Genomic DNA, 26,993 nt, shown 5'->3' on the forward strand with positions numbered 1-26,993 from the left:
ACTTCCATCAATGCCATGGCCGATGGGAGCGAACAGGCTTCTATCGCCACGGATGTTCGTCGCCGGGCATGACGACGCTATCGACGCGGCCGGTGGCGAGGGTGATCGCCAGTCCTCCTGTGGCCCGCAGTAGATCGCGATCCGCCCGGATCCAACGGGGCGTGCAGGTGCGCGGGAGGCGGCGGTCGCTGACGACGATGTCGGCGGTGGCGCAGGCCCCGGCGAAGGCGGCGCGGTCGACGAAATAGACGCTGCGGGTGGCGAGGAGGCGCCATGTGCGGCCGCCCGCCGCCAGATTGATGCGGCAGAGATCGGCGTTGCAGCGCGCTTCGGGCGCGCCGTCGAGGGGATCGGCCTCGCCCTCGACGCCGGCGGCGGTGCCCATCATGTCGCGGACATAATCGCCCGCCCGGTCGCGCAGCAGGACCAGCCGGCCGTCGCTGGTCCGCACCGCGACATGGCGGCCATCGCCGGTAATGAGAATGTCGGGCGCGGGGGTGGCGATCGTCCAGAGCGCGCCGGCGACGAGCGGAACAAGGCCCAGCCGGCGCAGGCGGGTGCGCCACAAGGCGATCCACAGCCCGCCCGCGATCATCAGCGCGAAGGCGCCGGCCGGCATCGAGGGGAGCGCGGCGCTCGATCCGGGCAGCGACGCGGTGACATGGGCGATGGCCAGCAACAGCCGCACAGCATGGCCCGCCAGCCACCACAAGGAGGCGCCCAGCCCGGCCACGTCGAACAGCAACGCCAGCGCCTCCAGCGGCATGATGACGAAGGTGCTCAAGGGGATGGCGAGGATATTGGCCATCGCGCCGTAGAGGCCGGCGCGGTGAAAATGGTAGAGACCGATCGGCATCAGCGCGCCCTCGACGACGATGCCGGTCAGCAGCAGCGAGCCGAGTTCGCGCGTGAGGCGCGGGGCCAGCCCCTCGTCGCGCTTGAGGAACAGGGCGCGGATGCGGGGATGTTCGTGGAGGGCAACGATCGCGGTGACGGCGGCGAAGCTCAGCTGGAAGCTGGGGCCGGCCAGCGCCTCGGGCCAGAGCAGCAGGACGATCAGCGCGCCCGTCGCGACCAGCCGAAGCGTGATCGCCTCGCGCCCCATGACGATGCCGCCCAGCACCAGCAAGGCCGCCACGCAGGAGCGGATCGTCGGCACCTCGGCGCCCGACAGGAGGGTGTAGCCGATGCCGACGAGCGCCCCCGCCCCCGCCGCGATCACCGGCAAAGGCCATCGCAGCGCGAGGGTGGGCGACAGCGCCAGCAGCCGTAGCGCCAGCAGCATCGCCGCGCCGACCGCCGCCGTGACGTGCAGGCCGCTGATCGACAGGAGGTGGGCGAGGCCCGAGCGGCGCATCGCCTCGCCATCCTGTTGCCGGATGGCGCCGACGTCGCCGGTGACGAAGGCGGCGGCGATCCCGCCCGCCGCGCCGCCGACGCGGGCGACGATATGCGCCGTCAGCCGCTGGCGCCACGCGGCCAGCCGGTCGCGCCAGCGTTCCGGCGAGGGGGCGGTGATCGTGACACGCCCCAGCGCGCGGCCGGTGGCGCCGAGGCCCTTGAACCACGCCACCCGCGCGAAATCATAGGCGCCGGGCAGAGAGGCGGTGGGCGGCGGGAGCAGCCGGGCGCGCAGCGACACGCGGGTGCCGGCGACGATCCCGGCGGGCAGATCGCGATCGGCCACATTCACCCGGATGCGCGGCGGCAGATCGCCCGTCGGCGCCAGGGTCAGCCGGGTTATGCCATCGGCCGGGCGCGGCTCGACCGCCTCGACCTGGCCCTCGAAGGTCGCGACCGTCACGCGCGGCAGGATCGGCGCGGCGACCCGCTCGGCGCGCCACCAGACGATGCCGCAGCCGAGAGCCGTCGCCACCGCGAACAGGCCGATCGCCGGCCCCAGCCGCCCGCCCCGCCCCAGCGCGAAGGCCAACCCGCCCACGCCCGCCGCCGCGAGCATGGCGATCGTCCACCCGTCGCGCGTGGGCAGCAGGAACCACAGCGCGATGCCGAGCCCGAGGCCGACCGGCAGCCACAGCGCGAGTTGATCGCGCTCGGCATCCAGCCACGCTTCCATCGCGGACATCGCGGAGGGAATATCGCCCAAGCGGCGCCAAAGCCGTATCGCGCCGGTTTGAAGGGCCGGGATCGCTATGCTAGGGGCGCTGCCATCCTGCCGGGCCATGTCGCCCCTATCCTTGGGAGAAGCCGCCAGTGGGCGCAAGTATCGATGCTCCGGGGGGCACCGCCTCCACGGGCGCCGTCGTCACCCGTTTCGCGCCGTCGCCGACCGGTTATCTCCATATCGGCGGCGCGCGCACCGCGCTGTTCAACTGGCTGTTCGCTCGCCACCACGGCGGCAATTTCCTGCTGCGGATCGAGGATACCGATCGCGCGCGATCGACCGACGCCGCGATCGACGCCATCTTCGACGGGCTCGGCTGGCTGGGCCTCGGTGGGGACGAGGAACCCGTGTTCCAGTTCGCCCGCGCCGCGCGCCATGCCGAGGTCGCCGCGCAGATGCTGGCCAGCGGCCACGCCTATCGCTGCTATGCGACGGCCGAGGAGCTGACCGAGATGCGCGAGCAGCAGAAGGCCGCCAAGCAGCCGCTGCGCTACGACGGCCGCTGGCGCGATCGCGTGGCCGGGCCCGAGCAGGAGGGCAAGCCCTTCGTCGTGCGCCTGCGCGCCGACCAGACCGGCGCCACCACGATCGAGGATCAGGTGCAGGGTTCGGTGACGGTGCAGAATGCCGAGCTGGACGACATGGTCCTGCTCCGCTCCGATGGCACACCCACCTATATGCTGGCGGTGGTGGTGGACGATCACGATATGGGCGTGACCCATGTGATCCGGGGCGACGACCATCTTAACAACGCCTTCCGCCAGCTCGGCATCATCCGCGCGATGAACTGGCCCGAGCCGGTCTATGCGCATATCCCGCTGATCCACGGGGCCGATGGCGCCAAGCTCTCCAAGCGCCACGGGGCGCTGGGGGTGGACGCCTATCGCGACGAGATGGGGATGCTGCCCGAGGCGGTCTCCAACTATCTCCTGCGGCTCGGCTGGGGCCATGGCGACGACGAGTTCATCTCCACCGAGGATGCGATCCGCTGGTTCGATCTGGCCGGCGTCGGCCGCTCCCCATCCCGCTTCGACATCAAGAAGCTGGAGAATATGAACGGCCACTACATCCGGGAGGCGGACGATGCCCGACTGGCCGAGCTGATCGGGTCGCGCGTGGCCACCGACGCGGGCCGCGTGCTTGCCGAGTCCGATCATGATCTTCTGCGCCGCAGCATCCCGCACCTGAAGGTAAGGGCCAAGGATTTGAAGGAGTTGGCGGACGGCGCCGCCTTCCTGTTCCGCACCCGCCCCCTGCCCATGGACGAGAAGGCATCCGCCCTGCTAGACGCATCCGCGATCGCGCTTCTCGCGAATGCGGAAAGCGCGCTCTCGGCGGTCGAAGACTGGAGCGCGCCCGCGCTCGAGACGGCGATCCGGCCGGTGGCGGAGGCGGCGGGGATCGGTCTCGGCAAGGTGGCGCAGCCGCTCCGCGCGGCGCTCACCGGCCGGACGACGTCTCCGGGAATTTTCGACGTGCTGGCGCTGCTCGGTCGCGAGGAGAGCCTGGCCCGGCTGGGTGACTGGACCGGGCGCGCCTGAAGGATAATCAAGACACAAGGAGTTCTGCCGGTGAGTGACAAGAGCGCGACGCTGGGGTTCGAGGACAAGACCCTGACCTATCCGGTGCTGTCCGGGTCGACCGGCCCGGACGTGATCGACATCCGCAAGCTGTATGGCCAGACCGGCGCCTTCACCTATGATCCCGGCTTCACCTCCACGGCGAGCTGCTGGTCCAAGATCACCTATATCGACGGCGACGCCGGCGTGCTGCTGCATCGCGGCTATCCGATCGACCAGCTGGCCGAACAGTCGAGCTTCATGGAGGTCGCCTACCTCCTCCTCAACGGCGAGCTGCCGGGCCAGGACGAGCTGAATACGTTCAGCACCACGATCAGCCGCCACACGATGGTGCATGAGCAGCTGGCCGCCTTCTTCCGCGGTTTCCGCCGGGACGCCCACCCGATGGCGATCCTGTGCGGCGTGGTCGGCGCGCTCTCGGCCTTCTATCATGATTCGACCGACATCACCGATCCCAAGCAGCGGCTGATCGCCAGCCACCGCCTGATCGCCAAGATCCCGACGATCGCGGCGATGGCCTATAAATATTCGGTCGGCCAGCCGTTCGTCTATCCGGACAACAAGCTGAGCTACACCGCCAACTTCCTGAAGATGACCTTCTCGGTGCCCGCCGAGGAATATGAGCCCGATCCCGTCGTGGTCGACGCGATGGACAAGATCTTCATCCTCCACGCCGATCACGAGCAGAATGCGTCCACCTCGACCGTGCGCCTCGCCGGTTCGTCGGGCGCGAACCCGTTCGCCTGCATCGCGGCCGGCATCGCCTGTCTGTGGGGCCCGGCGCATGGCGGCGCCAACGAGGCGGCGCTCAACATGCTGCGCGAGATCGGCACGCCCGATCGCATCCCGGAATATATCGCCCGCGCCAAGAACAAGGACGATCCGTTCCGCCTGATGGGCTTCGGCCACCGCGTCTACAAGAACTTCGATCCGCGCGCGAAGGTGCTGTCGAAGGCGGCGGCCGACGTGCTCGACAAGCTCGGCATCAGCGATCCGGTGCTGGATACCGCGCGCGAACTGGAGCAGATCGCGCTGAAGGATCAATATTTCATCGACAAGAAGCTCTACCCCAACGTGGACTTCTATTCGGGCGTGATCCTGTCGGCGATCGGCTTCCCGACCGAGATGTTCACCGTGCTGTTCGCGCTGGCCCGCACCGTCGGCTGGGTCGCCCAGTGGAACGAGATGATCTCGGACCCCGAGCAGAAGATCGGCCGCCCGCGCCAGCTCTACACCGGCGCCACCCAGCGCGATTACGTGCCGGTCGCCAGCCGCTGAGGCGGGGTTAGCGACAGGTTTGACGAAGCGCCGTCCCGGTTCGCACCGGGGCGGCGTTTTCGTTTTGAGAGCGGGAGCGCGCCGACACCGCAACATTCACATCGTCAGTGCGGATATGCTCTTGGGTCCACCGCCCCGCCCCTTGGGCCGATGGATGCGCCGAGGGCTGATGCCGGAACAAGCCCGGCATGACGGCATGACGGGTTCGCCCCACTAGCGGCCATTCCAATCGCGGCTATCATTCGGCCAAAACCGGGAGGGCTGCATGTTCGGCTGGCTGAAAAGAACGAGGCGACACTCACTTTCGCGCCGCGCGCAAAAGCCGCCGATCGACCCGGCGCTGTTTGAGCAGGAAGGCACGATCCTATACGAGGCTCTCAGCATTTACTGGGCTTCGTCTAACCCAGACACCTATACGCGTCATAATGCGGGCGTGGAGATAGAAGCATTGGAGGAGCGGTATTCGCTCCAACTGCCGGACGATTTCCGAGCCTATCTGGTCTGTGCCGCGCCGAGCGTCACATTCATGGATGACATTGGCACGCAGTGGTGGGCACTGAGTGAAATCAAGTCCATATCAGACGAATGCCCCAACGGGCCGCCGGGTCGAATCAATCCCGAGATCGAACAGGAGATAGACGCTTACCTTATATTCTCTGACTATCTGATCTGGTGCTACGCTTGGGCGATTTGCTGTTCTAATGGGCCAAATCGGGGAAAGGTCGCCTTGATCGGCGGTCTTCCAGATGCTTTTATCGCCGATAGCTTCCGAGACTTCCTGCGACTCGCGCTGGCCGATGATCTGGCGATTCATCAAGGCCCCAGCAAGTAAGGGAACACGGGAGCATGGGTTATTGATATCCGCTAACCACCAATCCCGGCCGTTCAGCTTTCTACCTGAGCCCTACCGCCCCGCCAGCGCAATGATCCGCCGCTGCGCCCAGCCGAACGAACCCAGCGCATAGGCTGCCATCGCGCCCAGCCCGCCGCCCCACAGCCCGACGATTCCGAACGGCAGCGCCACCCACAGCAAACCATCGAGCGACGCGCACCACGGCGGCGAGGCCCGTTCCCCGAGCCGGGCGAGGATCGCGCGGGCGCTGGCGAGCGCGCCCATGCCGGCCGGCACGAGCAGGCCGAGCAGCCACCAGCCCCATTGACCGCCGCGCGCGAGGCCGATTGTCAGCGCGACCAGCGCCAATACCGCGAACAGCCCGCGCGCCACCTCGAACCAGCGGCGGCCGCGAATTTCGCCCGCGCGGATCAGGGCGAGGCGGTCGGCGAGCGAGGCGGTCGGACCGGACAGGAGGAGCGCCACCAGCCCGGCGAGCGGCAGCGCGTGGGTCGCGACCGCGCCGATGCCGGCCAGCAGCGCCGAACCGGCGGCCAGCCACCACGGATCGATCTGGCGGCGGAAGAGCGGCGGCAGCAGCGCTTCCTCGATCAGCGGATAGACTTTCAGCGCCGGCCAGTCCTGCCCCAGCCCGCGCGTGCCGGAAACGAGGCGGCGCTCGATGCCCGCCAGCCCGTGCGGCGCCTGCGCGAACACCGGCAGGCCATCCTCGCCATCCTCCGCGATCGGAATACGGGTGGCATCGCGCTGGACGGCGCGGCGCAGCAGCACCGACAGCGGATCCCATTCGCCGACCATCTCGGCCGTCTCGCGCAGCAGCGCGCCATCGAGCAGCGCGACGCCCGCCCAGCGCACGGAGGCGTCGATCCGCTCGAACAGGTCGCGACCGGGGATGTCGGCCACGGTGAGCAGCGCCGGCGGCGGCGCGGCGACGATGGCGGCCAGCGCGGCCTGCGCGGCGAGGCAGCCGTCGGCGATGACCAGCACGGGTTCGTCGGGGTGGAGCCGGTCGGCGGCATCGGTGATGCTGGTGGCGATGTCTGTCGGCAGGCCGTCGCGCCGCAGCCGCTGGGCGATGGCGAGCAGATCGGGATGGGCGGTATCGGCGAGCAGGATCAGCCGCTCGGCCCCGGCACGACGGGCGCGGCGGGCCTGATGCTCGAGCACGCTGGCGCCGGCGAAGGCGCGCGAGGCCGCCAGCACCCCCTCCCCTCCCGGCGCGGTCTCGAAAACGGCGATGAGCGCGGCGAGGGAGACCACTCGCGAACCGGCAGGCTGGGGCATCGGGCGAGGATAGGCATGGCAGCGGGGCGATGCAAAGGGCGCTTTTGTGGCGCGCCTGTCGGCGCGCGGGGCGGCACCAGCCCCTCGCTCTTTCGCGAGGGTCGGCAACGATTCCTTACCGCTTTCGCCCGGCCTGAAAGCTGATAAGGTTCGGCGCATGAGCATGGGGGCACGGAACATGGGGTCGCGGATCAGGCCCGAGCGGGCGATCGAGCCCGAGGCGGACGGCCAGGGGGACGATAGCGTCCTGTCGCCGGCGATCGAGGCTGCGCAGATCGCGGGCGACGATCGCAACGCGCATCGCGATATCGCGGATGCCGCCGCCTACGAGCCGATCGAGCCCCTTGCCGCGCCCGAGGAAGCCGCCTTCACCGCCCCCGAGGCGACCAGCCGCTCGGTGTGGCGCGAGACCGTGCCGACGATCGTGCTGGGCGCGCTCGGCATCGCCTGGGTCGCGGCCGTCGCGGTCGCGCTGTCGGGTGAGACCGGGCCGATCGGCCTGCTGCGAATCACCACCTGGATCGGCGTCGGCGCGGCGCCGCTCGCATTGCTCGGCATCCTGTGGCTGGTGATCGCCACCGGCGGGCGCGGCGAATCGCGGCGCTATGGCCGGGTGTCGCGCGCGATGCGGGTCGATTCGGAAAATCTGGTCGGCGTGCTGGGCATCGTCACTCGCCGGCTGGAGGAAAGCCGCGCGCTGATCGCCGCGCAATCCGCGCAGCTCGAACAGCTGGGCGCGGGCGCGGCCGGCCGCTTCGCCGCCGCCAGCGAGACGATGCGTCGCGATTCGAGCGAGTTCCAGCGTCTCGTTACCATGCTGGAGGGCACCGGCGCGGGCGCGCGCGACGACATCAAGGCGCTGATGAGCGACCTGCCCGCCGCCGACGACCATGCCCGCCGCATCGCCCAGACGCTGCGCACCGCCGGCATCACCGCGCAAGATCAGGTCGAGGCGCTGGAGAAGCAGCTCTCGGCCATCGCCGAAGCAGCGCACATGGCCGACATGCAGGTCAATTCATCCGCCGACAGGCTGACCGCGCAACTCGGCCATCTCGCCAGCAACGGCACGCAGACGGTGCGCCGGATCGAGGAGGTGGCGCTTGGGCTGGATCGCACCATCGCCCATTCGCTGGAAACCGCCGGCAGCGCGATCGACGTGACCCGCCACGGCATCGCCGAACAGGCCGCCGCGCTCACCGCTCTGGCCGAACAGGCGCGCGCCGCGCTGGAGCGTGCCGGCACCGACCAGACCGCCGCGCTCAGCCGCCGGCTCGACGAGATCACCGGCCGGCTCGATGCCTTCGTCCATCGCCTCGCGGGGCAGGACGCGGCCTCGCTCAGCCTGGTCAGCAATCTGGAAGCCGCGATCGACCGGATCGAGGAGCGCTTCTCGACGCTCGGCACGTCGGGCGCCGAACAGACCGCCGATCTGGCGGAATCTTTGGTGGCGCTGGCCGCCCATTCCGACCATGTCGCCCGCGCGCTCGGCGGCGGGACGGTAGCGGCGGGCACTTTGCTCGATCGCGTCTCGACCGTGCGGCGCGTGCTCGACAGCAACGCGCGCGATCTGGAGGATACGATCCCGGCGTCACTCTCGCGCCTGCGCCTCCATGCCGAGCGCAGCCTCGCTTCGGTCAGCGCGGCGGCACCGCAGGCCGAGACGCTCGCCAGTCTCGCCGAAACGACCGCCGGCCGCCTCGCCGAAGTCGCCTCCTCGGTCGAGGCGCAGGGCCGCGCGATCGACGCGCTGGGTTCGGGTGTCGATGAGCGGCTGGGCGCGGTGCGCGAGCAGGCGCATGCGCTCAACCGCCTGATCGCGGAGACCAGCCAGAGCGCCGAATCGCTCGCCGCCGGCACCACCAGCCGGCTGATGGACGCGATGATCCGCGTCCGCGAGACGGCCAGCCATGCCGCCGAACAGGCACGCGTGGCGCTCACCAACATCGTGCCCGACGTGGCCGACCAGTTCGGCAGCGCGGTGGAATCGACCGTCGATCGCGTGCTGGCGGAAAAGACCCGCGCGCATATCGAGGGTGTCGCCTACGCCGCCGACGCGGCGATCGCGGCGGCGGACCGCGCCGGCCAGCAACTCCGCACCCAGATCGACGCGATCGAGCGCGCCGGCGGGGCGATGGAGGATCGGCTGTCGAACGCGGGGCAAAGCTCGGCGGAGCAACTCGCCGCCCGCGTCGCCGCGATCGCGCAGGCAACCGAGGCGATGGAGCGCCGCCTGTCGGAAGCCAGCGAGTCGATGGAGACCCGCCTGACCGAAGCGAGCGAGGCCACCGCGGAACAGCTCACCAGCCGCATCGCCGCCGTCACCCAGGCGGCCGAGGCGATGGAGGCGCGGGTCAGCGACGCGCGCGAAAGCGCCGACAAGCAGGACGATCAGGCTTTCTCGCGGCAGGTCGCGCTGCTGGTGGAGTCGCTCAATTCGGCCGCGATCGACGTCGCCAAGATCCTGTCGAACGACATCACCGACACGGCCTGGGCGGCCTATCTGCGCGGCGACCGGGGTGTCTTCACTCGCCGCGCGGTGCGCCTGCTGGATTCGGGCGAGACCCGCGAGATCCTGCGCGTCTACACCGCCGAGCCGGAATTCCGCGAACAGGTGAACCGCTACATCCACGATTTCGAGGCGATGCTCCGCCGCGTCCTCTCCAGCCGCGATGGCGGCCCGCTGGGCGTGACGATGCTCTCGTCCGACATGGGCAAGCTGTATGTCGCGCTGGCGCAGGCGATCGAGCGGCTGCGGGTGTGATCTGACGGCAGTGCGCTTGGTGGTTGCCGAGCGGCCCGAACAGGCGGCCGGCAAACCACATTCGTTGCCCCGGCGGATGCCGGGCCCGCTGGAGATGGCCACTACGTCGCCCAGAGCCTCCCGAGACCCCGGCCTGCGCCGGGGTGACGCCCTTATCTCGGGCGCCCCCTCACTCGGCCGCCGGCCGCCTCTCCCACAGCCGCGCGAACACCGGGCGATAATGCCAGGCCAGCGCCGCCGCCCACAGCGGCCAGATGCTGCCCCACACATATTGATGCGTCAGGAACCAGTGGAACAGCGCGATCACGAAGATCGGCGGGCCTAGCAAGATCAAGCCGATCGGCGCCGATCGATCGAACAGCATCGCCACGCCGCCGATCAGCAGTACCGCGATCAGCGAGGGGTTCATGAAGCCGGTATCGTTTAGCGCGATGGTGAAACGGGCGGCGGCGGGGACGGTTTCGGGCGGGTGCTGGCCGCCGAACTCGATCAGGATCAGGATCGGCGCATAGATGAAGAACAGCCCGAACAGGATCCGGGCGACCGTCCAGCCGAGAGCCCCGTAGCGCATGGTGCAGGCTAGGCGCGGATCGTGGCGGAATGCAACGGGAATCCGCCAAAAATCCTCACCCCGGCGCAGGCCGTATCTACATCACCCCATCGACATGGTGCGGCGGGCGGCGGAGGCGTTGCATGACGGGCTCGCGCAATTCGGGCAGTTTCCACCAGCAGAGCCACAGCCAGACCGCACCGATCGCCGCGCCGATCGCGATGCGGGCGATCAGGCCGGGCATCACACCCAGCGACACCATCGCGCCCGCCAGCAGCACCAGCGCCGGCCCGGCGAGCTGCCACGCGTCACGCAGGCGGATGCGCGCGGCGGCCATGATGAGGGCGGCATCGAGCAGGCAGCGGATCGAGAAGGCCACCGCCGCGCCGACCACGCCGAAGAAATGCGTCATCGCCCAGAACATCGCGACGCACGGCAACAGCTCGATCAGTTGCAGCTTCACCAGCAGGCGCGGCATCCCGCGTGCAAGCAGATAGGTGAGCGAGACCGAGGCGACGCTGTTGATCCAGATGCCGAAGAACAGGATCTCGCCGATCGGCGCCGCCTGATCGGCCATGCCGCGCCCCACCCAAAGCTCCAGGAACGGCCGCAGCAGCAGGATGCCGCCGAAGCAGACCATGCCGAAACAATGGCCGAGCGCGAGGATGGCGCTGCGCTGCGCGGCCTCCGCCTCGGCCTCGCTCGCGCTCGACAGGCGCGGGAAGAGCGTGCGGGCCAGCGCCGCGCCGATCACCTGCGTGCGCTGGACGAGGTTCATCGGCACCGCGAAGGCCGCGACCCGCGCGACGCCCTGGATCGCGCCGATCATCACCTGATCCACGCTCCAGATCAGCGGAGAGAGAAGCCCCGACAGGCTGACCCAGCCGCCATAACCCAGCAAAGCGCGCGCCTTGGCCCGATCGAAGGCCAGATGGGTGAAGACATGCTCCTGCCGTGCCGCCAGCAGGAGCGTTACGAGCGCCGTCGCCCCGCGCACCAGCGCCGCGATCGGCACCACCACCGCCAGCGACGGGCCCAAGGCATAGACCGCCGCCAGCGGCAGCAATTGCCCCAGCGCCTGCCCGCCGACCTGAACGATATTGGCGACGACGAACCGCTCGCGCGCCTCCAGCGCGCCCACGCCCACGCCCGAGAGGAAGGCCAGCGGCAGCAGCCCGGCGATCCAGCCCGACAGCGCATCCACCTCGGGCACCAGTTCGACCGGCAGCTTGAGCAGGCGGGTCAGGATGAGCGTGCCGCCGAAATAGAGGATCACCCCGCCAACGCAGCCGAGCCCGAGGTTGAGCAGGCAGGTCGTCGCCAGCACCCGCGCGCGCTCGGTGGTGGCGTGGATCGGCAGGCGGGCCAGCGCGTTGGCGGCGGCGCGCGACAGGCCGAGATCGAGGAAGCCGAAATAACCCAGCAGCAGCCACACGATCGAGAGCAGGCCGTAGCGCGCCTGCCCGATCAGATGGAGGTAGAGCGGCACCGTCACGAGCTGAATCGCGATCGGCAGCATCGCGCTGGCGACATTGACGCCGAAATTGCCGAGCAGCGATTTTTTCACGCCCCCGCCATGGCGCATCGGGCGGGGGATTGCCAAGCCTCGCTGATGATCAGCGGCGACGCCGAATGGCCGCCGGCGTCACATCATCCCGGCGGCTGACCGGCGCTACCGCACCCGCGGGCAGCGCCGGCCCCGGTCAGTCGGCGGCCTTCGCCACCGCCACCATCGCCGGGCGCAGCAGGCGGTCCTTGATCATATAGCCGCCCTGCATCTCCTGCACGACGGTGCCCGCCGGCTGATCGGACGGCAGCTCGATCATCGCCTGATGCTTGTTCGGATCGAGCATCTGGCCGACCGATTCGATGCGGGTGATGTCGTTGCGGGTGAACACCGCCTCCAGCTCGCGGCCGGTGGCCTCCAGCCCGGTGACCAGGCCCTTCAATTTCTCGTCGCCGCGCAGATCCTCGGGGATGGCCGCCAGCGCACGGGCGAGATTGTCGGCGACGGACAGCACGTCGCGCGCGAACTTGGTCGCGGCATAGGCGCGCGCGTCGGCGATGTCCTTTTCCATGCGGCGGCGGACGTTCTGCGTCTCGGCCTGCGCGTAGAGGACGGCGCTCTTCGCCTCGCCAAGCTGGGCCTCCAGTTCGGCGGCGCGGTCATGCTCGGCCACTTCGGGTGCGGCGGCGGCCGTCTCTTCGCGGATGTCCTCGGGGGTGGTCGTCTCTTCGTTCATGCCATCAACCTGGATAATGTCTGTGCGGTGAAATCCACCATGGGGACGACCCGCGCGTAGTTCAACCGCGTCGGGCCGATCACGCCGACCACGCCGACCACGCGGCCGTCGCTGCCATGGTAGGGGGCGGCGATAACCGACGAACCGGAGAGCGAGAAGAGCTTGTTCTCCGATCCGATGAACACCTTCATCGCCCGCGCGCCGCGCGCGCTGTCGAGCAGGCGGACCAGTTCCTCCTTGCCCTCGATCTCGTCGAGCAACTGGCGGACCCGATCGAGATTGCCGGCGGTGCCCTCGTCGATCAGGTTGGCGGCACCGCGCACGATCAGCACGGGGCGTTGCGCGCCATCCTCGGACCACATGGCGAGGCCGCGCTCAACCAGCGCCTGCGCGGCGGTGTCGAGCGCGGCGCGGCCCCGGCCGATCTCGTCGCGCAGCCGGGTCTGGGCTTCGGCCAACGTAAGGCCGCCGAGCCGCGCGGTGACATAATTGCCCGCCTCGACCAGCGCCGATCCGGTGACGCCGGGGGGCAGATCGACGACGCGATTTTCGACCGATCCGTCGCCGCCGACCAGCACCGCGACGGCGCGGCCCTCGTTGAGCGGCAGAAAGGTGAGCTGCTTCAGGATCGTCTCGTGGCGCGGCACCAGCACGATGCCGGCGCAGGCGGAGAGGCCGGAGAGCGCCGCCGAGGTGGCAGCCAGCGCATCCTCGACCGGGCCGCCGCGCCCGGCCTGCGCCTCGATCTGGCGGCGCTCGTCGTCGGAAAGCTCGCCCGTCTGCATCATGCCGTCGACGAAGAGGCGCAGGCCCGTTTCGGTCGGCACGCGGCCGGCGGAGGTGTGCGGCGCGGCGAGCAGCCCGGCTTCCTCCAGATCCTGCATCACGTTGCGGATCGAGGCCGGCGAGAGGTTGAGGCCCGAGAAGCGCGACACGGTGCGCGAGCCGACCGGCTGGCCCGAATCGATGTAGGTCTCCACCACGAGACGGAAGATGTCGCGCGCGCGGGTGGAAAGCTCGGTGATGGGCTGCGTCACGATGGAGAATGTAGGGGGGAACGGCGCAGGGCTCAACCGATGTCGCGGGCGCCGGGACTGCATCGCGCCGAAGAAAAGGTTTTCAGGCGGGATCGTCCTGCGAGGGTTCGCCCACCAGCGATCGGATCACCCGCGAGCGGGCCAGCGCGGTCAGGCCTGCCAGTTCCATGTCGTAACCGTCCTCGCTCAGCACCACGATCATCCGTCGTTCGACGAGATCGTTCACCCAGCGCCGCGCATCCTCGACCGCCGCGCCCGATCCGATCGACAGGCTGGCGAGCGGGGTATGTTCGCCGTCATTCTCGGCCACGAACAGATGGACCAGCATGTCCCACTGGACATCGTTCAGCGCGCCCACGCCGAACACCCGCGAACGCCGTCGCGGCAAGCCCTGGATGCGCCTCGCCAGATCGATCGCCCGATCCGCGCCCCGATCCGCCACGCAGCTACTCCCCACACGCGATCGTAACGGCCCTGTTCCGTCACAACGCAGGTTAGTCTGTGTCGCGAGCGCGCCGAAAGATCAACCGCATCCGCGATGAACCGTGGGATGTACCTAAGACACCGTGCCCCAGAAACCCGGCGCGGCCGAACCCATATAACCGCCGGCGAAGCGCAGCCCGCCCGGCCTGTCGCGCGCCAGCAGCAGCGGCCCATCGAGATCGACCCAGCGCGTCTGCCCCGCCAACAGGAAGGCCGGCGCCACGCCGAGCGAGGTGGAGAGCATGCAGCCGACCATCAGGTCCAGCCCGGCCGCCCGCGCCTGGGCGGCGAGGTCGAGCGCGGCGGTCAGCCCGCCGGCCTTGTCCAGCTTGATGTTGATCGCCTGATAGCGGCCGATGCAGCGCGCCAGATCGGCCGCATCCTGGCAGCTTTCGTCGGCGCACAAGGGAATCGGCGAGACGACGCCATCGAGCAGATGATCCTCGCCGGCCTTGACCGGCTGCTCGATCAGTTCGACCCCATAAGGCAGCAGCGCCGCCGCCTCGGCCGCCACATCGCGCCCGGTCCACGCTTCGTTGGCATCGACGATCAGCCGCGCGGACGGTGCCCCGCGCCGTACCGCCGCGACACGGGCCAGATCGCCCTCCCCCGCCAGCTTCAGCTTGAGCAGCGGATGCGCGTCCGCCTCGGCCTTGCGCGCGTCCGCCTCCATCCGCTCCGGCTCGCCGAGCGAGATGGTGAAGGCGGTGAGCGCGTGCTTGGGCTCGGCGAGCCCGGCGGTGGCCCAGGCGGGCGTGCCGTCCAGCTTGGCCGCCAGATCCCACAGCGCCGCATCCACCGCGTTGCGCGCCGCGCCGCGCGGCAGCGCCCCCATCAGCGCGCGCCGATCCAGATCGACCGCACCCAGCGCCGTCACCGCCGCCGCGACACCCTCGGCCGTCTCGCCATGATAATAGATCGGCGTGGCCTCGCCCCGCCCTGTAGCGCCCTCCGCCGATGCGGTAACCAGCACCACATCGACATGCGTCTTGGCGCCGCGCGAAATGGTGAAGGCGCCGGCCACCGGCCAGCGCTCCACCTCGGCCGTCAGCGTCGCGCGGATCACGCGGTGACGAACGCCTCGGCCCGGCCCTGCTTGGCCACGTCATGCTCGACGATCCAGCTCTCCAGCACCGGCGCGATCATCTCGCGCCAGCGGCGGCCGTTGAAGATGCCGTAATGGCCGACGCCCTTGGCCATATAATATTTCTTGAGATCGTCGGGCGTGTTCACCGCCAGGGTCAGCGCCGCCTTGGTCTGGCCGAGGCCGGAGATATCGTCCTTCTCGCCCTCGATCGCGAGGATCGCGACATCGGTGATGGCGGCCGGATCGACCTTGCGGTCGCGGTGCATCATCTCGCCCTTGGGCAGCAGATGGCGCTGAAACACCACGTCGATCGTCTGGAGGTAGAATTCGGCCGTCATGTCGCAGACCGAGCGATATTCGTCATAGAAGGCCTTGGTCGCGCCCGCGCCCTCCTCGTCGCCGTCGACGAGATGCTTGAACATCCCCCAATGGCTGACGAGGTGGTTGCCGAGATTCATCGCCATGAAGCCGGTGAGCTGGAGGAAACCCGGATAGACCTGGCGCCCGCCGCCCGGATGGTAGAAGGGCACCGTCTGGATCACGTTCGACTTGAACCACGCCAGCGGCCGCTGGGTGGCGACGGTATTGACCGTGGTCGGCGTCTCGCGCGTGTCGATCGGCCCGCCCATCATGGTGAGCGAGGCCGGGCGCGACGGATTGCCGTCCGCCGCCATCAGCGCGGTGGCGGCATAGACCGGCACCGAAGGCTGGCACACCGCCAGCACATGCGGCCGATCGCCGACATGTTCGAGGAACTTCACGACATAATCGACATAATCGTCGAGATCGAAGCGGCCGAGCGACAGAGGGGCCTTGCTCGCGTCGCGCCAGTCGGTGATCCACACGTCATGGCCGGGCAGCATCCGCTCGACCGTGCCCCGCAGCAGCGTGGCGTAATGGCCCGACATCGGCGCCACGATCAGCAGCTTGGGCTGGCCGGTGACGCCGGGCTTGATGAAATGCTTGAGCTGGCCGAACGGCAGGCGGCATTCGATCTCCTCGAACACCTCGACGCTCTTGCCGTCCACCTTGGTCTCGATGAAGCCGAACTCCGGCTTCCCATAGGTCGCCGACGCGTGGGAGAAGACGTCGAGACCCGCCGACATGAGCGATCCGAAGCCGGTATAGGCCCACGGGTTCGCCGGGCTCTGCGCCCAGCCCGAACCGATCCCCGCCATCGCGCTCGCCCCCGCGAGCATCGTGCGGTTGAACTCATAAGCGTCGTACAGCAAAACCAATCTCCCACCCGGGACAAGGGATATAGTCTCCCACCAACGCATCTCAAAGATGTTAAGGCCCAAACCATCGGCCGGATTGAGCCATTCGGCGCACCCTGCTAGGCGCGGCGCGATCATGGCCAGATCACCCCGGACCCTTCCCGACTCGCCGGGCGCCACCTCCCGCGATCTCGGAAACCTGCTGCTCGTCTGGCGTCAGGCGGCGCGCTATCCGTTTCAGATCGCGATGGCGGCGCTGGCGATGCTGATGGCGGCGGCGGCCACGCTCGCCATACCCCAGCGGCTCCAGCGCATCATCGATCGCGGCTTCGCGAACGAGAATGCGAATGTCGGCACCTATTTCCACTATCTGCTGATGATCGTGGCGGTGCTGGCGCTGGCGACGGCGATGCGCTTCTATTTCGTGTCGTGGCTGGGCGAGCGGGTCGTCGCCGACATCCGCATCCGGGTGCAGAAGAATCTCCTCACCCTCGCCCCGCGCTTCTTCGAGGAAAACCGCCCGTCGGAGATCGCCTCGCGCCTGACGGCGGATACCACCCTGATCGAACAGATCGTCGGCGTGACCGTATCGGTCGCGTCGCGCAATCTGGTGATGGCGATCGGCGGGGTCATCTACCTCTTCACCCTGGCGCCCAAGCTCACCGGGCTGCTGCTGCTCGGCATCCCGCTGGTGATCGTGCCGATCGTCGTGCTGGGCCGCCGCGTCCGCAAGGCGTCGCGCGCCACGCAGGACCAGATCGCCGCCGTCGGCACCGTCACCAACGAGACGCTGGGCGCGATGAAGATCGTCCAGGCCTTCGGGCAGGAGGGCCGCGAGGGCGAGCGCTTCGCCAATACCGTGGAGACCACCTTCGCCGTCGCCCGCAGCCGCATCGGCCTGCGCGCGGTGATGACCTCGATCGTGATCCTGCTGGTGTTCGGATCGATCGTGATGGTGATGTGGCAGGGCGCGTCGGACGTCGCCAGCGGGCATCTGTCGGGCGGCACGCTCGCGGCCTTCATGCTGACCGGCGCGCTGGTCGCGGGTGCCTTCGGGGCGCTGACCGAGACCTATGGCGATCTGCTGCGCGGCGCCGGCGCCGCCGGCCGCCTCGCCGAACTGCTGCGCGAAATCCCCGAGATTCGCGCCCCCGCCGAACCGGTGCCCCTGCCCACCCCGGCGCGAGGCGAACTGGTGTTCGATGCGGTCAGCTTCCGCTACCCGACCCGACCCGACACGAGCGCGCTCAGCGATTTCTCGCTGACCGTCTCGCCCGGCCAGACGGTGGCGGTGGTCGGCCCCTCGGGCGCGGGCAAGTCGACCCTCTTCGCGTTGGCCGAGCGCTTCTACGACCCGTACGCGGGCGAAGTGCGGCTCGACGGCGTCGCGCTCACCGCCGCCGACCCCGCCGAGGTCCGCGCGCGCATCGCGATGGTGCCGCAGGATACGGTGATCTTCGCCGCCTCCGCGCGCGACAATCTGCGTTACGGCAGCTGGGAGGCCAGCGACGAGGCGATCTGGGCCGCCGCCGAGCAGGCGAACGCCGCCACCTTCCTCCGCGCGCTCCCGCAAGGGCTCGATACCTATCTCGGCGAGGGCGGCGCGCGCCTGTCAGGCGGCCAGCGCCAGCGCCTCGCCATCGCCCGTGCGCTGTTGCGCGATGCGCCGCTGCTGCTGCTCGACGAGGCGACCTCCGCGCTCGACGCCGAATCGGAGCGGCTGGTGCAAGGCGCGCTGGAGCGGCTGATGAAGGACCGCACCACCGTCGTCATCGCCCACCGCCTCGCCACGGTGCGCTCGGCCGACCTTATCGTGGTGATGGATGATGGCCGCATCGTCGAACAGGGCCGCCACGACGCGCTGGTGGCGGCCGGCGGCCTCTATGCCCGCCTCGCCCGCCTGCAATTCGACGCGGTGGCCTGATAGGTCAGCCTTGGGCGCCTAAACGCCGCTCCCATTTCATTCTGGCGAGATATGGCCTAATGCGCGCGCCCTGACTTCCCAAGGACGCGTGTGTAATGGTTACCCGGTGGACCCCCGACAGCTGGCGCGAGCATGAGGCCCGGCAGCTTCCGACCTATCCCGATGCAGGCGCCCTCGCCCGCGCCGAAAAGGAGCTGTCGAGCTATCCGCCGCTGGTGTTCGCCGGCGAAGCGCGCGACCTGACCGCCGATCTGGCCAAGGTGGCGGCGGGCAAGGCGTTCCTGTTGCAGGGCGGCGACTGCGCCGAGAGTTTCGCGGAGTTTCACCCCAACAACATCCGCGACACGTTCCGCGTGCTGCTCCAGATGGCGGTGGTGCTGACCTATTCGTCGAAGCTGCCGATCGTGAAGGTCGGCCGCATGGCGGGCCAGTTCGCCAAGCCGCGCTCGTCCGACATGGAGGAGATCGATGGCGTGTCGCTCCCCTCCTACCGGGGCGACAATGTCAACGACATCGCCTTCACGCCGGAGGGCCGCACGCCCGATCCGCAGCGGATGGTGCGCTCCTATTCGCAGGCGGCCGCCACGCTCAACCTGCTGCGCGCCTTCGCGCAGGGCGGCTATGCCAATCTGCATCAGGTGCACAGCTGGACGCTCGATTTCATGGGCCGCAGCCCGTGGGCCTCGCAATATGCCCAGGTCGCCGAACGGATCGGCGACGCGCTCGATTTCATGGCCGCCTGCGGGATCAATCCGGAGACGGTGCCTCAGCTCAAGGGCACGCAATTCTACACCAGCCACGAGGCGCTGCTGCTCCCCTACGAGCAGGCGCTGACTCGGCAGGATTCGCTGACGAACCAATGGTATGACACGTCGGCGCACATGCTGTGGATCGGCGACCGCACCCGTTTCGAGGGGTCGGCCCATGTCGAATTCCTGCGCGGCGTCGGCAATCCGATCGGCCTGAAGTGCGGGCCGAGCCTCGAGCCCGACGCGCTGCTGCGCCTGCTCGACACGCTCGATCCGAACCGCGTGCCCGGCCGCATCACCCTCATCACCCGCTACGGCCACGACAAGATCGAGACGGGCCTGCCCAAGCTCGTCCGCGCGGTGAAGCGCGAGGGGCGCCCCGTGGTGTGGTCATGCGATCCGATGCACGGCAATGTCGTGAAGGCCGCCAACGGATACAAGACGCGCCCCTTCGAGCGCATCCTGGCCGAAGTGCGCGGTTTCTTCGCTGTGCATCGCGCCGAGGGCACGCACGGCGGCGGCATCCATGCCGAGATGACCGGCCAGAACGTCACCGAATGCACCGGCGGCGCGGTGGCGATCACCGAGCAGGGGCTGGAGCAGCGCTACCACACCCACTGCGACCCGCGCCTCAACGCCGGCCAGAGCATCGAACTGGCCTTCCTGCTGGCGGAAATGCTCAACCAGGAAATGCGCGAGCGGGAAAAGGCGGCGGCATAAGAAGAAGTTCCTCCCCTACAAGGGGAGGTGGCAGCCCGCAGGGCTGACGGAGGGGTATCGCTCTATCGATAGCGGGTCACCCCTCCACCACCGCCTGCGGCGGCGGTCCCCCTCCCCTTGCAGGGGCGGAACCCAAGCCGTCACTCCGCCGGCATTTCCCACAGTTCGATGGGATTGCCTTCGGGATCATGGATGCGCGCGAAGCGACCCGTTTCCGGGCTGTCCCAATCGGCCGAGGTGATGACCTCCACCCCCGCGCCGCGCAGCGACTCGAGCAATTCGTCCAGCCCCTCGACCCGCAGGTTCAGCATCCACTGACGATCGGCGGGGAAATAATCGGTGTCGGCCTTGAATGGCGCGAACACGGTCGGCCCGGCCTGCTGGTCGAACATCCAGGCGCCGGGCGCCGGAACCCCGAGCGTCTCCTGATACCACGCCTTCAGCGCATCGGGATCGCGGGCGCGGAAGAAGAGTCCGCCGATGCCGGTTACACCCATCGACGAACTCCCCCTGTTGAACCGGGCCTCAGGCGGCGCCGGTCGATTTTTCCTTGGTCTTCTTCCCGAACACGCGGACCGGCTCCTTGCGCCCTTCCACGACATCCTTGTCGATCACGATCTCGTCCACGCCGTCCATCGACGGCAGGTCGAACATCGTGTCGAGCAACATGCCCTCCAGGATCGAGCGGAGACCGCGCGCGCCGGTCTTGCGGGTGATCGCCTTGCGGGCGACCGCCACCATCGCATCGTCGGTGAAGGAAAGCTTCACGCCCTCCATCTCAAACAGCTTCTGATATTGCTTCACCAGCGCGTTCTTCGGCTCGGCGAGGATCTTCACCAGCGCCGCCTCGTCGAGATCCTCGAGCGTGGCGATCACGGGCAGACGGCCGACGAATTCGGGGATCAGCCCGAACTTCAGCAGATCCTCGGGCTCGCACTGGCGCAGCACCTCGCCGGTGCGGCGCTCCTCCGGGGCCGCCACGAACGCGCCGAAGCCGATCGACTTGCCCTGCAAGCGGTCCGCGATGATCTTCTCGAGGCCCGAGAAAGCGCCGCCGCAGATGAACAGGATGTTCGTCGTGTCGACCTGGAGGAACTCCTGCTGCGGATGCTTCCGCCCGCCCTGCGGCGGGACGGAGGCGGTGGTGCCCTCCATCAGCTTCAGCAGCGCCTGCTGCACGCCCTCGCCCGACACGTCGCGCGTGATCGAGGGATTGTCCGCCTTGCGGCTGATCTTGTCGATCTCGTCGATGTAGACGATGCCGCGCTGCGCCCGCTCGACGTTATAGTCGCTCGCCTGAAGCAGCTTGAGGATGATGTTCTCGACATCCTCGCCGACATAGCCGGCCTCGGTCAGCGTCGTCGCGTCGGCCATGGTGAACGGCACGTCGAGGATGCGCGCCAGCGTCTGCGCCAGCAGCGTCTTGCCGCAGCCGGTGGGGCCGACAAGCAGGATGTTCGACTTGGCCAGCTCGACGTCCGCGCCCTTCGCGCCGTGTGCCAGGCGCTTGTAGTGGTTGTGGACCGCCACCGACAGGACGCGCTTCGCCTTCATCTGGCCGATCACATAATCGTCCAGCACGTTGCAGATCTCGAGCGGGGTCGGCACGCCGCCGTCCTTCTTCGAGACCAGCGCCGACTTCGTCTCCTCGCGGATGATGTCGTTGCACAGCTCGACGCACTCGTCGCAGATGAACACGGTGGGACCGGCAATGAGCTTGCGCACCTCATGCTGCGACTTGCCGCAGAAGGAGCAGTAGAGGGTGCTCTTGGAGTCGCCGCCGCTGAGCTTCGTCATATGTCTCTTTCCTCCGGCATCCTCGCCGGACCTGTTTAGAACGGCATCCTAACCCTGCCGTTCCGGGGCGGGCAATGGTGTTTTACCACCACCCGCCCCAAGAAAGCGTTACCCGGACGCCGGAGCCGTCAGGGGAAGCGCCGAAACGCCCCGCCCGGTTCCGGCCCGCGCCCTCAGCCGCCCGCCGATTCCTCGGTCGGCGCCGGGCGCTTGTCGAACACTTCGTCGATCAGGCCGAAGGTTTTCGCCTCGTCCGCCTCGAGGAACTTGTCGCGATCCATCGCCAGCTCGATGGCTTCGATCGGCTGGCCGGTATATTTCGCATAGAGCGAATTGAGCCGGTGCCGCATGCGAAGGATCTCGCGCGCCTGGATCTCGATATCGGCCGCCATGCCCTGCGCCCCGCCCGAGGGCTGGTGGATCATGATGCGGCTGTTGGTCGTCGCGAAGCGCAGGCCCGGCTCGCCGGCCGACAGCAGGAAGCTGCCCATCGACGCCGCCTGGCCGATGCAGAGCGTGCCGACGCGCGGCCGGATATATTGCATCGTGTCATGGATCGCGAGACCCGCCGTGACCACGCCGCCGGGGCTGTTGATATAGAGGAAGATGTCCTTCTTCGGATTCTCGGATTCGAGGAAGAGGAGCTGCGCGCAGATCAGCGAGGCCATATGGTCCTCGACGCCACCCGTCACGAAGATGATGCGCTCGCGCAGCAGGCGCGAATAGATGTCGAAGCTACGTTCGCCGCGATTGGATTGTTCGATAACGATCGGAACGAGGCCGTTCACGATGTCCACATGGTCCTGCATGGGTGATCCTTCTGCCCTCTTGCCCGGCCAACATCGGCGTTTGGCCGGGGGAGTTCAAGGGTGGCTGTTTGATGCGCCTGACGGCTCATGCGGTGCCTGCCCACACCCCCACCCGACCGCCCAAGCATATCCTGGCGGGCGGTCGGGTGGGGGTGTGGGCAGGCACCGCCCTCGAAATGCGATCTTTCTCGCATTTCGACAGGGGAAATTCACCCGATACGGATGCGCGCCCAGACGGGCAGATGATCCGACGCGATCCGCGCGGTGGGCGATACATGCACGCCCGCCTCCTCCACCCGGATGCCGGGCGTGGCGAACATGCGGTCGAGGCGGCCGATCGGTCGGCGCGCGTGGAAGCTGGGGCCGGTCACGATCGTCTGGTGGTGCTGGGCGAAATCGCGCAGGCATCCGCCCGCCGGCATCCATTCGTTGAGGTCGCCCATCAGCATGCAGGGCATGTCCTCGTCCTGCGCCGCGATATGGTTGAGGATCGCCCGCGCCTGGCGCCGCCGCCACAGGCCCGACAGGTCGAGATGCATCCCCACGACTCGCAGTCTGCGCCCGCGCACGTCGAGATCGGCCATCACCGCGCCGCGCGGTTCCAGCGCGGGAATGGTTAGCGCCTGGCAGCGGCGGATCTCCACCCCCTCCCCCACCAGAAGCGCATTGCCGTGCCAGCCCATGCTGCCGTGCCGCGCCGCGATCGGCACCGGCCGATAGCCGCTATGCTCGGCCAGCATGTGGAAGGGTATGGCGCTGGCCCGCTGGCCGAACCGGCGATCGGCCTCCTGCAAGGCGACCACGTCGGCGCCGATCTCGCGCAGCACCTCTATCACCCGCTCGGGCCGGCGGCGGCGATCGGAGCCGATGCATTTACGGATATTGTAGGAAGCGATGATCGGCATGGAGGCGCGAACCGTCTCTGCGGGCGGGAGTTCCCTCAAATAGCAATCGTGTGCGGCACTCCTGCAACACTGTCATATGAATTGTGACAGTCCCCCTCGTGAGAGGGAGCGCGCGGGCGTCCCGATGTTGCGACGCGGCACGGGCTGGGTTACCGGATCGGGCATGGGGGGACGCGGCCCCCGGCGTTAACGACATGAGATTGTCACGAAGCGCCGCCATTGGCCGCCCCGCACCAGAGTTAATTGGGGGTTCAAAATGCGGAAATTGTTCGTCGGCTGCGCCATGGCGGCGCTGGCCACCAGCGCGGCTTATGCCCAGGAAACGACCTCGTCGATCCGTGGTTCCGTCGACGCCGCCGGCGCGCCGGTCGCCAACGCGACGGTGAAGGTCACCCACGTCCCGTCGGGCACGACGACGACGACCGTCACCAGCAGCGACGGCAGCTTCAGCGCCTCGGGCCTGCGCATCGGCGGTCCGTTCACCGTCGAAGTCACCGCCAGCGGCTACCCGACCACCTCGGTCACCGACATCCAGCTGACCGCCGGTCAGCCGATGCGCCTGCCGATCTCGATGGAGAGCGGCGGCCAGGACATCGTCGTCACCGCCGCGCGCTCGGGCGCCGTCGAGCAGTCGACCGGCCCGCTCACCTCGCTCGGCCGCCAGCAGATCGCCGGCGTCGCCACGGTCAACCGCGACATTCGCGACATCGCCCGCCGCGATCCGTTCGTCACGATCGACCAGACCAACAGCCGCGCGATCGAAATCGCCGGCCAGAACGGCCGTCTCAACAAATTCTCCGTCGACGGCGTGAACTTCTCGGACAATTTCGGCCTCAACAACGGCGGCCTGCCGACCAACCGTGGCCCGGTGCCGATCGACGCGATCGAGCAGCTCTCGGTCAAGGTCGCCCCGTATGACGTCTCGGAAGGCAATTTCCAGGGCGGCGCGATCAACGTGGTGCTGCGCTCGGGCGCCAACAACTTCCACGGCTCGGCCTTCTACACCTATTCCGACGACGGGATGCTGGGCAACAAGACGCTGGCGCTGCGCCCGTCCTTCACCTTCAAGTCGAAGAATTACGGCGGCTTCCTCTCCGGCCCGGTCATCAAGGACAAGCTGTTCTTCGCGCTCAGCTACGAAAAGCTGAACGAGACCACCCCGGCCGACATCCTGAACTCGGCGATCCCGAATTACAGCGATGCGACGATCGCGACCGTCACCGGCATTGCGCAGAACCGCTACAGCTACGCCGCCGGCGCGCCCTTCCAGACCGCTAAGGAATATGACGAGAAGATCACGGCGAAGGTCGATTGGAACATCACCGACGGCCAGCGCCTGTCGGCAACCTACATCCGCAACGAGGGCACTCGCGGCTTCCAGCAGGGTTACTCGACCTCGACGACTTCGCCGGGTGTCGGCCTCGACTCGAACGCTTATCAGCTGTCCGAAAAGGTCAATTCGGGCGTCCTCCAGCTGAACTCCGAATGGTCGGATAATTTCTCGACCGAAGTGCGCGGCAACTATCGCAAGTACGATCGCGGTCAGGATTCGTTCGGCGCTACGACGCAGGGCCAGTTCACCGTGTGCACCGACGCCGTTAGCGTTGGGTCGCTCTCGCAGTGCACCAACGGCACGTCGACCGCCCCCGGCCCGCTGCGCGTCCTCTTCGCGCCCGACCCTTCGCGTCAAGCGAACTCGCTGGCGACTGAGAGCTTTGGCGGAGACGTTTCGGCCAAGTGGAACTGGATGAACCACAACATCAAGGCGATCGCGGGTTACAATCACCTGAAGGTGTATAACCTGTTCGTCCAGAACGCGCTCGGCACCTACTATTTCGACTCGATCGCGGACTTCCAGAGCGGTACGGCCGGTCAGCTGACGCTCGGTGGATCGATCACCGGCAATATCAACGACGCTGCGGCACGCTACGCCTACGCGCAGTATAATTTCGCGATCCAGGACAGCTGGGACGTCACCGACTCGATCAACATCACCTACGGTGGTCGCTACGATCTGTTCCAGTCGCAGAGCCGACCGCTCCGCAACGCCAACTTCATCGCGCGCTATGGCTTCAACAACCAGGAAACCTACGACGGTAAGGGTGTCTACCAGCCGCGCATCGGCGCGACCTGGAAGGTCACGCCGCGCCTGACGATCCGCGGTGGCGGCGGTCTCTTCGCCGGCCAGTCGCCGGACGTGTGGCTGTCGAACAGCTTCTCGAACACCGGCGTTGTCACCAACAGCATTCAGCTGACGCGGGGCGATGCCACCTGCACTGTCGTTGCAGCCTGCAATGCCGCGCTCAATGCCGCTCTGAATAACGTTGGCCCCGGCGGCAACATCAACGCGGCCGCCGTGCAAAACTATCTGCGCACCAACACCACCTCGCTGGCGCTGGCCGCTACCAACTCGATCGATCCGGGCTTCCAGATCCCGTCGATCTGGAAGGCCAGCCTCTCGGTCGATTATCGTCTGGACCTCGGTCTCGACAGCAGCCTCGGCCACACCTTCGGTGACGGCTGGCGCGTCGGCGGCGACTTCACCTACACCAACGTGAAGAACGCGGCCGACTATATCGATCTGCGTTCGGCACAGATCGGCACCCTGCCCGATGGCCGCCCGCGTTACGGCCCGGTCACGAGCGCGACGGCAAACCAGGATCTCTTCCTGACGAACGACAAGCGTGGCCGCGGCTACATCTTCGTCGGTCGCCTGACCAAGAAGTATGATTTCGGCCTGAGCGCTGGCGTCACCTACACCTACCAGGACATCAAGGACGCCAATGCGGTGACCTCGTCCACCGCCAGCTCGAACTATGGCCAGACCGCCATGGCCGATCCGAACAGCGCGGCCTACGGCACGTCGATCTATCAGATCCGCAACACCTTCAAGTTCAGCGTCGATTTCGATCACGCCTTCATCGGCGACTACAAGACGCGCATCGCCATGTTCGGCGAAAAGCGTTCGGGTCGCCCGTACAGCTTCACCATGAACGATCCTACTGCGGGCCGTTCGGCGGTGTTCGGTACGCTCGGCCAGTCGAACCGTTACCTGCTGTACGTGCCGAACGTGTCGAGCATCACCGCCGACCCGAACGTCACGTATCGGCCGGCCGTGACGATCCCGGTCGGCGCTACGGCAGCCCAGATCGCGGCGCTAAATGCCACGGCCGACGCTTCGGCGGCGGCGACCTTCGGCGCGCTGCAATCGTTCATCCAGGGCAACAAGAACCTGACGGACGCGCAGGGCACGATCATCGGCAAGAATACGGAGCGTAGCCCGTCCTTCTTCAAGATCGATCTCCACGTCGATCAGGAACTGCCGGTTCCGGGCTGGAGCGGTGCGCGCTTCAAGGTGTTCGCCGACATGGAGAACGTCCTGAACTTCATCGACAAGGACTACGGCTCGCTGCGTCAGCTCGGCTTCCCGTACTTCTCGAGCCTGGTGAACGTTGCTTGCGCCACCCAGGTGGGCACCAACTGCACCCAGTATCGCTACTCGAGCTTCCAGAACCCGAACATCATCAACCAGACCCGCTACTCGCTGTGGCAGCTCCGCGTTGGTGCCCGCTTCGAGTTCTAAGCGACCGA

Annotated in this window: 20 protein-coding genes; 7 read left to right on the top strand and 13 right to left on the bottom strand. The window is 68.0% G+C overall.

Annotated elements, in window-relative coordinates; genetic code table 11:
* Positions 1-40: 40 nt before the first annotated feature.
* A complete protein-coding gene (locus tag PQ455_RS09005) occupies positions 41-2,086 on the bottom strand; it encodes a ComEC/Rec2 family competence protein (protein ID WP_273691120.1) in 2,046 nt (681 codons plus the stop codon).
* A gap of 128 nt (positions 2,087-2,214) precedes the next feature.
* Here PQ455_RS09005 and gltX point away from each other — a divergent pair, with 128 nt between their 5' ends.
* From gltX to PQ455_RS09020, 3 genes are all read left to right on the top strand, one after another.
* A complete protein-coding gene (gene gltX / locus PQ455_RS09010; RefSeq protein ID WP_273691122.1) occupies positions 2,215-3,666 on the top strand; it encodes a glutamate--tRNA ligase in 1,452 nt (483 codons plus the stop codon).
* 30 nt (positions 3,667-3,696) lie between these two features.
* Positions 3,697-4,983, top strand: coding sequence for a citrate synthase (locus PQ455_RS09015; RefSeq protein WP_273691123.1), 1,287 nt, complete (start codon positions 3,697-3,699; stop codon positions 4,981-4,983).
* Positions 4,984-5,248: 265 nt separating this feature from the next.
* Positions 5,249-5,815 carry an SMI1/KNR4 family protein gene (locus PQ455_RS09020; RefSeq protein WP_273691125.1) on the top strand — a complete coding sequence of 189 codons (567 nt, stop codon included), beginning with the start codon at positions 5,249-5,251 and terminating at the stop codon, positions 5,813-5,815.
* A gap of 72 nt (positions 5,816-5,887) precedes the next feature.
* Here PQ455_RS09020 and PQ455_RS09025 read toward each other — a convergent pair whose 3' ends face one another.
* Positions 5,888-7,096 (bottom strand): hypothetical protein, encoded by a 1,209-nt coding sequence (locus tag PQ455_RS09025; RefSeq protein ID WP_273691126.1) that lies wholly within the window; start codon positions 7,094-7,096, stop codon positions 5,888-5,890.
* Between the two features lie 181 nt (positions 7,097-7,277).
* Here PQ455_RS09025 and PQ455_RS09030 point away from each other — a divergent pair, with 181 nt between their 5' ends.
* Positions 7,278-9,881, top strand: a complete 2,604-nt coding sequence (locus tag PQ455_RS09030) for a coiled-coil domain-containing protein (RefSeq protein ID WP_273691128.1) — start codon at positions 7,278-7,280, stop codon at positions 9,879-9,881.
* Between the two features lie 169 nt (positions 9,882-10,050).
* Here PQ455_RS09030 and PQ455_RS09035 read toward each other — a convergent pair whose 3' ends face one another.
* The 7 genes from PQ455_RS09035 to PQ455_RS09065 all read right to left on the bottom strand — a co-directional run bounded on the left by PQ455_RS09035 (position 10,051) and on the right by PQ455_RS09065 (position 16,513).
* A complete protein-coding gene (locus PQ455_RS09035) occupies positions 10,051-10,452 on the bottom strand; it encodes a hypothetical protein (protein ID WP_273691129.1) in 402 nt (133 codons plus the stop codon).
* A 76-nt stretch (positions 10,453-10,528) separates the two neighbouring features.
* Positions 10,529-12,034 carry an oligosaccharide flippase family protein gene (locus PQ455_RS09040; protein WP_273691139.1) on the bottom strand — a complete coding sequence of 502 codons (1,506 nt, stop codon included), beginning with the start codon at positions 12,032-12,034 and terminating at the stop codon, positions 10,529-10,531.
* A 100-nt stretch (positions 12,035-12,134) separates the two neighbouring features.
* A complete protein-coding gene (gene grpE, locus PQ455_RS09045; protein ID WP_273691141.1) occupies positions 12,135-12,674 on the bottom strand; it encodes a nucleotide exchange factor GrpE in 540 nt (179 codons plus the stop codon).
* Entirely contained in the window at positions 12,671-13,714 is a 1,044-nt protein-coding gene (hrcA, locus tag PQ455_RS09050) for a heat-inducible transcriptional repressor HrcA (RefSeq protein WP_273691328.1), read from the bottom strand. The genes grpE and hrcA overlap by 4 nt, the downstream gene beginning before the upstream one ends.
* Positions 13,715-13,793: 79 nt before the next feature.
* Positions 13,794-14,153: a hypothetical protein gene (locus tag PQ455_RS09055; RefSeq protein WP_273691143.1), complete on the bottom strand. Its 360-nt coding sequence runs from the start codon at positions 14,151-14,153 to the stop codon at positions 13,794-13,796.
* Positions 14,154-14,267: 114 nt separating this feature from the next.
* Positions 14,268-15,257 carry an N-acetyl-D-Glu racemase DgcA gene (dgcA, locus tag PQ455_RS09060; protein WP_273691330.1) on the bottom strand — a complete coding sequence of 330 codons (990 nt, stop codon included), beginning with the start codon at positions 15,255-15,257 and terminating at the stop codon, positions 14,268-14,270.
* Positions 15,257-16,513, bottom strand: a complete 1,257-nt coding sequence (locus PQ455_RS09065; protein ID WP_273691144.1) for a polyhydroxyalkanoate depolymerase — start codon at positions 16,511-16,513, stop codon at positions 15,257-15,259. Before PQ455_RS09065 ends, dgcA begins: the two co-directional genes overlap by 1 nt.
* A gap of 121 nt (positions 16,514-16,634) precedes the next feature.
* On the opposite strand from PQ455_RS09065, the gene PQ455_RS09070 reads away from it, so the two are divergent.
* Together PQ455_RS09070 and PQ455_RS09075 are read left to right on the top strand one after the other, a co-directional pair.
* Entirely contained in the window at positions 16,635-18,422 is a 1,788-nt protein-coding gene (locus PQ455_RS09070) for an ABC transporter transmembrane domain-containing protein (protein WP_273691146.1), read from the top strand.
* Positions 18,423-18,517: 95 nt separating this feature from the next.
* Positions 18,518-19,891 carry a class II 3-deoxy-7-phosphoheptulonate synthase gene (locus tag PQ455_RS09075; RefSeq protein WP_273691149.1) on the top strand — a complete coding sequence of 458 codons (1,374 nt, stop codon included), beginning with the start codon at positions 18,518-18,520 and terminating at the stop codon, positions 19,889-19,891.
* Between the two features lie 140 nt (positions 19,892-20,031).
* Here PQ455_RS09075 and PQ455_RS09080 read toward each other — a convergent pair whose 3' ends face one another.
* From PQ455_RS09080 to PQ455_RS09095, 4 genes are all read right to left on the bottom strand, one after another.
* Positions 20,032-20,388, bottom strand: coding sequence for a VOC family protein (locus PQ455_RS09080; RefSeq protein WP_273691151.1), 357 nt, complete (start codon positions 20,386-20,388; stop codon positions 20,032-20,034).
* 28 nt (positions 20,389-20,416) lie between these two features.
* Positions 20,417-21,688: an ATP-dependent Clp protease ATP-binding subunit ClpX gene (gene clpX / locus PQ455_RS09085; protein WP_273691153.1), complete on the bottom strand. Its 1,272-nt coding sequence runs from the start codon at positions 21,686-21,688 to the stop codon at positions 20,417-20,419.
* A 173-nt stretch (positions 21,689-21,861) separates the two neighbouring features.
* Positions 21,862-22,497, bottom strand: a complete 636-nt coding sequence (locus PQ455_RS09090) for an ATP-dependent Clp protease proteolytic subunit (RefSeq protein ID WP_273691155.1) — start codon at positions 22,495-22,497, stop codon at positions 21,862-21,864.
* Positions 22,498-22,706: 209 nt separating this feature from the next.
* Positions 22,707-23,402, bottom strand: a complete 696-nt coding sequence (locus PQ455_RS09095) for an endonuclease/exonuclease/phosphatase family protein (protein ID WP_273691157.1) — start codon at positions 23,400-23,402, stop codon at positions 22,707-22,709.
* Positions 23,403-23,658: 256 nt separating this feature from the next.
* On the opposite strand from PQ455_RS09095, the gene PQ455_RS09100 reads away from it, so the two are divergent.
* Complete coding sequence (locus tag PQ455_RS09100) at positions 23,659-26,985, top strand: TonB-dependent receptor (protein ID WP_273691158.1); 3,327 nt, start codon at positions 23,659-23,661, stop codon at positions 26,983-26,985.
* Positions 26,986-26,993: the final 8 nt, after the last annotated feature.

The sequence above is a fragment of the Sphingomonas naphthae genome (assembly GCF_028607085.1).
GTDB lineage: Bacteria > Pseudomonadota > Alphaproteobacteria > Sphingomonadales > Sphingomonadaceae > Sphingomonas_Q > Sphingomonas_Q naphthae.

Bases quoted from the DNA above. Each gene is read 5' to 3' on its own strand.
- PQ455_RS09005 (WP_273691120.1), bottom strand. From the start codon at position 2,086: ATGTCCGCGATGGAAGCGTGGCTGGATGCCGAGCGCGATCAACTCGCG.
- PQ455_RS09020 (WP_273691125.1), top strand. From the start codon at position 5,249: ATGTTCGGCTGGCTGAAAAGAACGAGGCGACACTCACTTTCGCGCCGC.
- PQ455_RS09030 (WP_273691128.1), top strand. From the start codon at position 7,278: ATGAGCATGGGGGCACGGAACATGGGGTCGCGGATCAGGCCCGAGCGG.
- PQ455_RS09035 (WP_273691129.1), bottom strand. From the start codon at position 10,452: ATGCGCTACGGGGCTCTCGGCTGGACGGTCGCCCGGATCCTGTTCGGG.
- grpE (WP_273691141.1), bottom strand. From the start codon at position 12,674: ATGAACGAAGAGACGACCACCCCCGAGGACATCCGCGAAGAGACGGCC.
- PQ455_RS09070 (WP_273691146.1), top strand. From the start codon at position 16,635: ATGGCCAGATCACCCCGGACCCTTCCCGACTCGCCGGGCGCCACCTCC.
- PQ455_RS09075 (WP_273691149.1), top strand. From the start codon at position 18,518: ATGGTTACCCGGTGGACCCCCGACAGCTGGCGCGAGCATGAGGCCCGG.
- PQ455_RS09080 (WP_273691151.1), bottom strand. From the start codon at position 20,388: ATGGGTGTAACCGGCATCGGCGGACTCTTCTTCCGCGCCCGCGATCCC.
- clpX (WP_273691153.1), bottom strand. From the start codon at position 21,688: ATGACGAAGCTCAGCGGCGGCGACTCCAAGAGCACCCTCTACTGCTCC.
- PQ455_RS09090 (WP_273691155.1), bottom strand. From the start codon at position 22,497: ATGCAGGACCATGTGGACATCGTGAACGGCCTCGTTCCGATCGTTATC.
- PQ455_RS09095 (WP_273691157.1), bottom strand. From the start codon at position 23,402: ATGCCGATCATCGCTTCCTACAATATCCGTAAATGCATCGGCTCCGAT.
- PQ455_RS09100 (WP_273691158.1), top strand. From the start codon at position 23,659: ATGCGGAAATTGTTCGTCGGCTGCGCCATGGCGGCGCTGGCCACCAGC.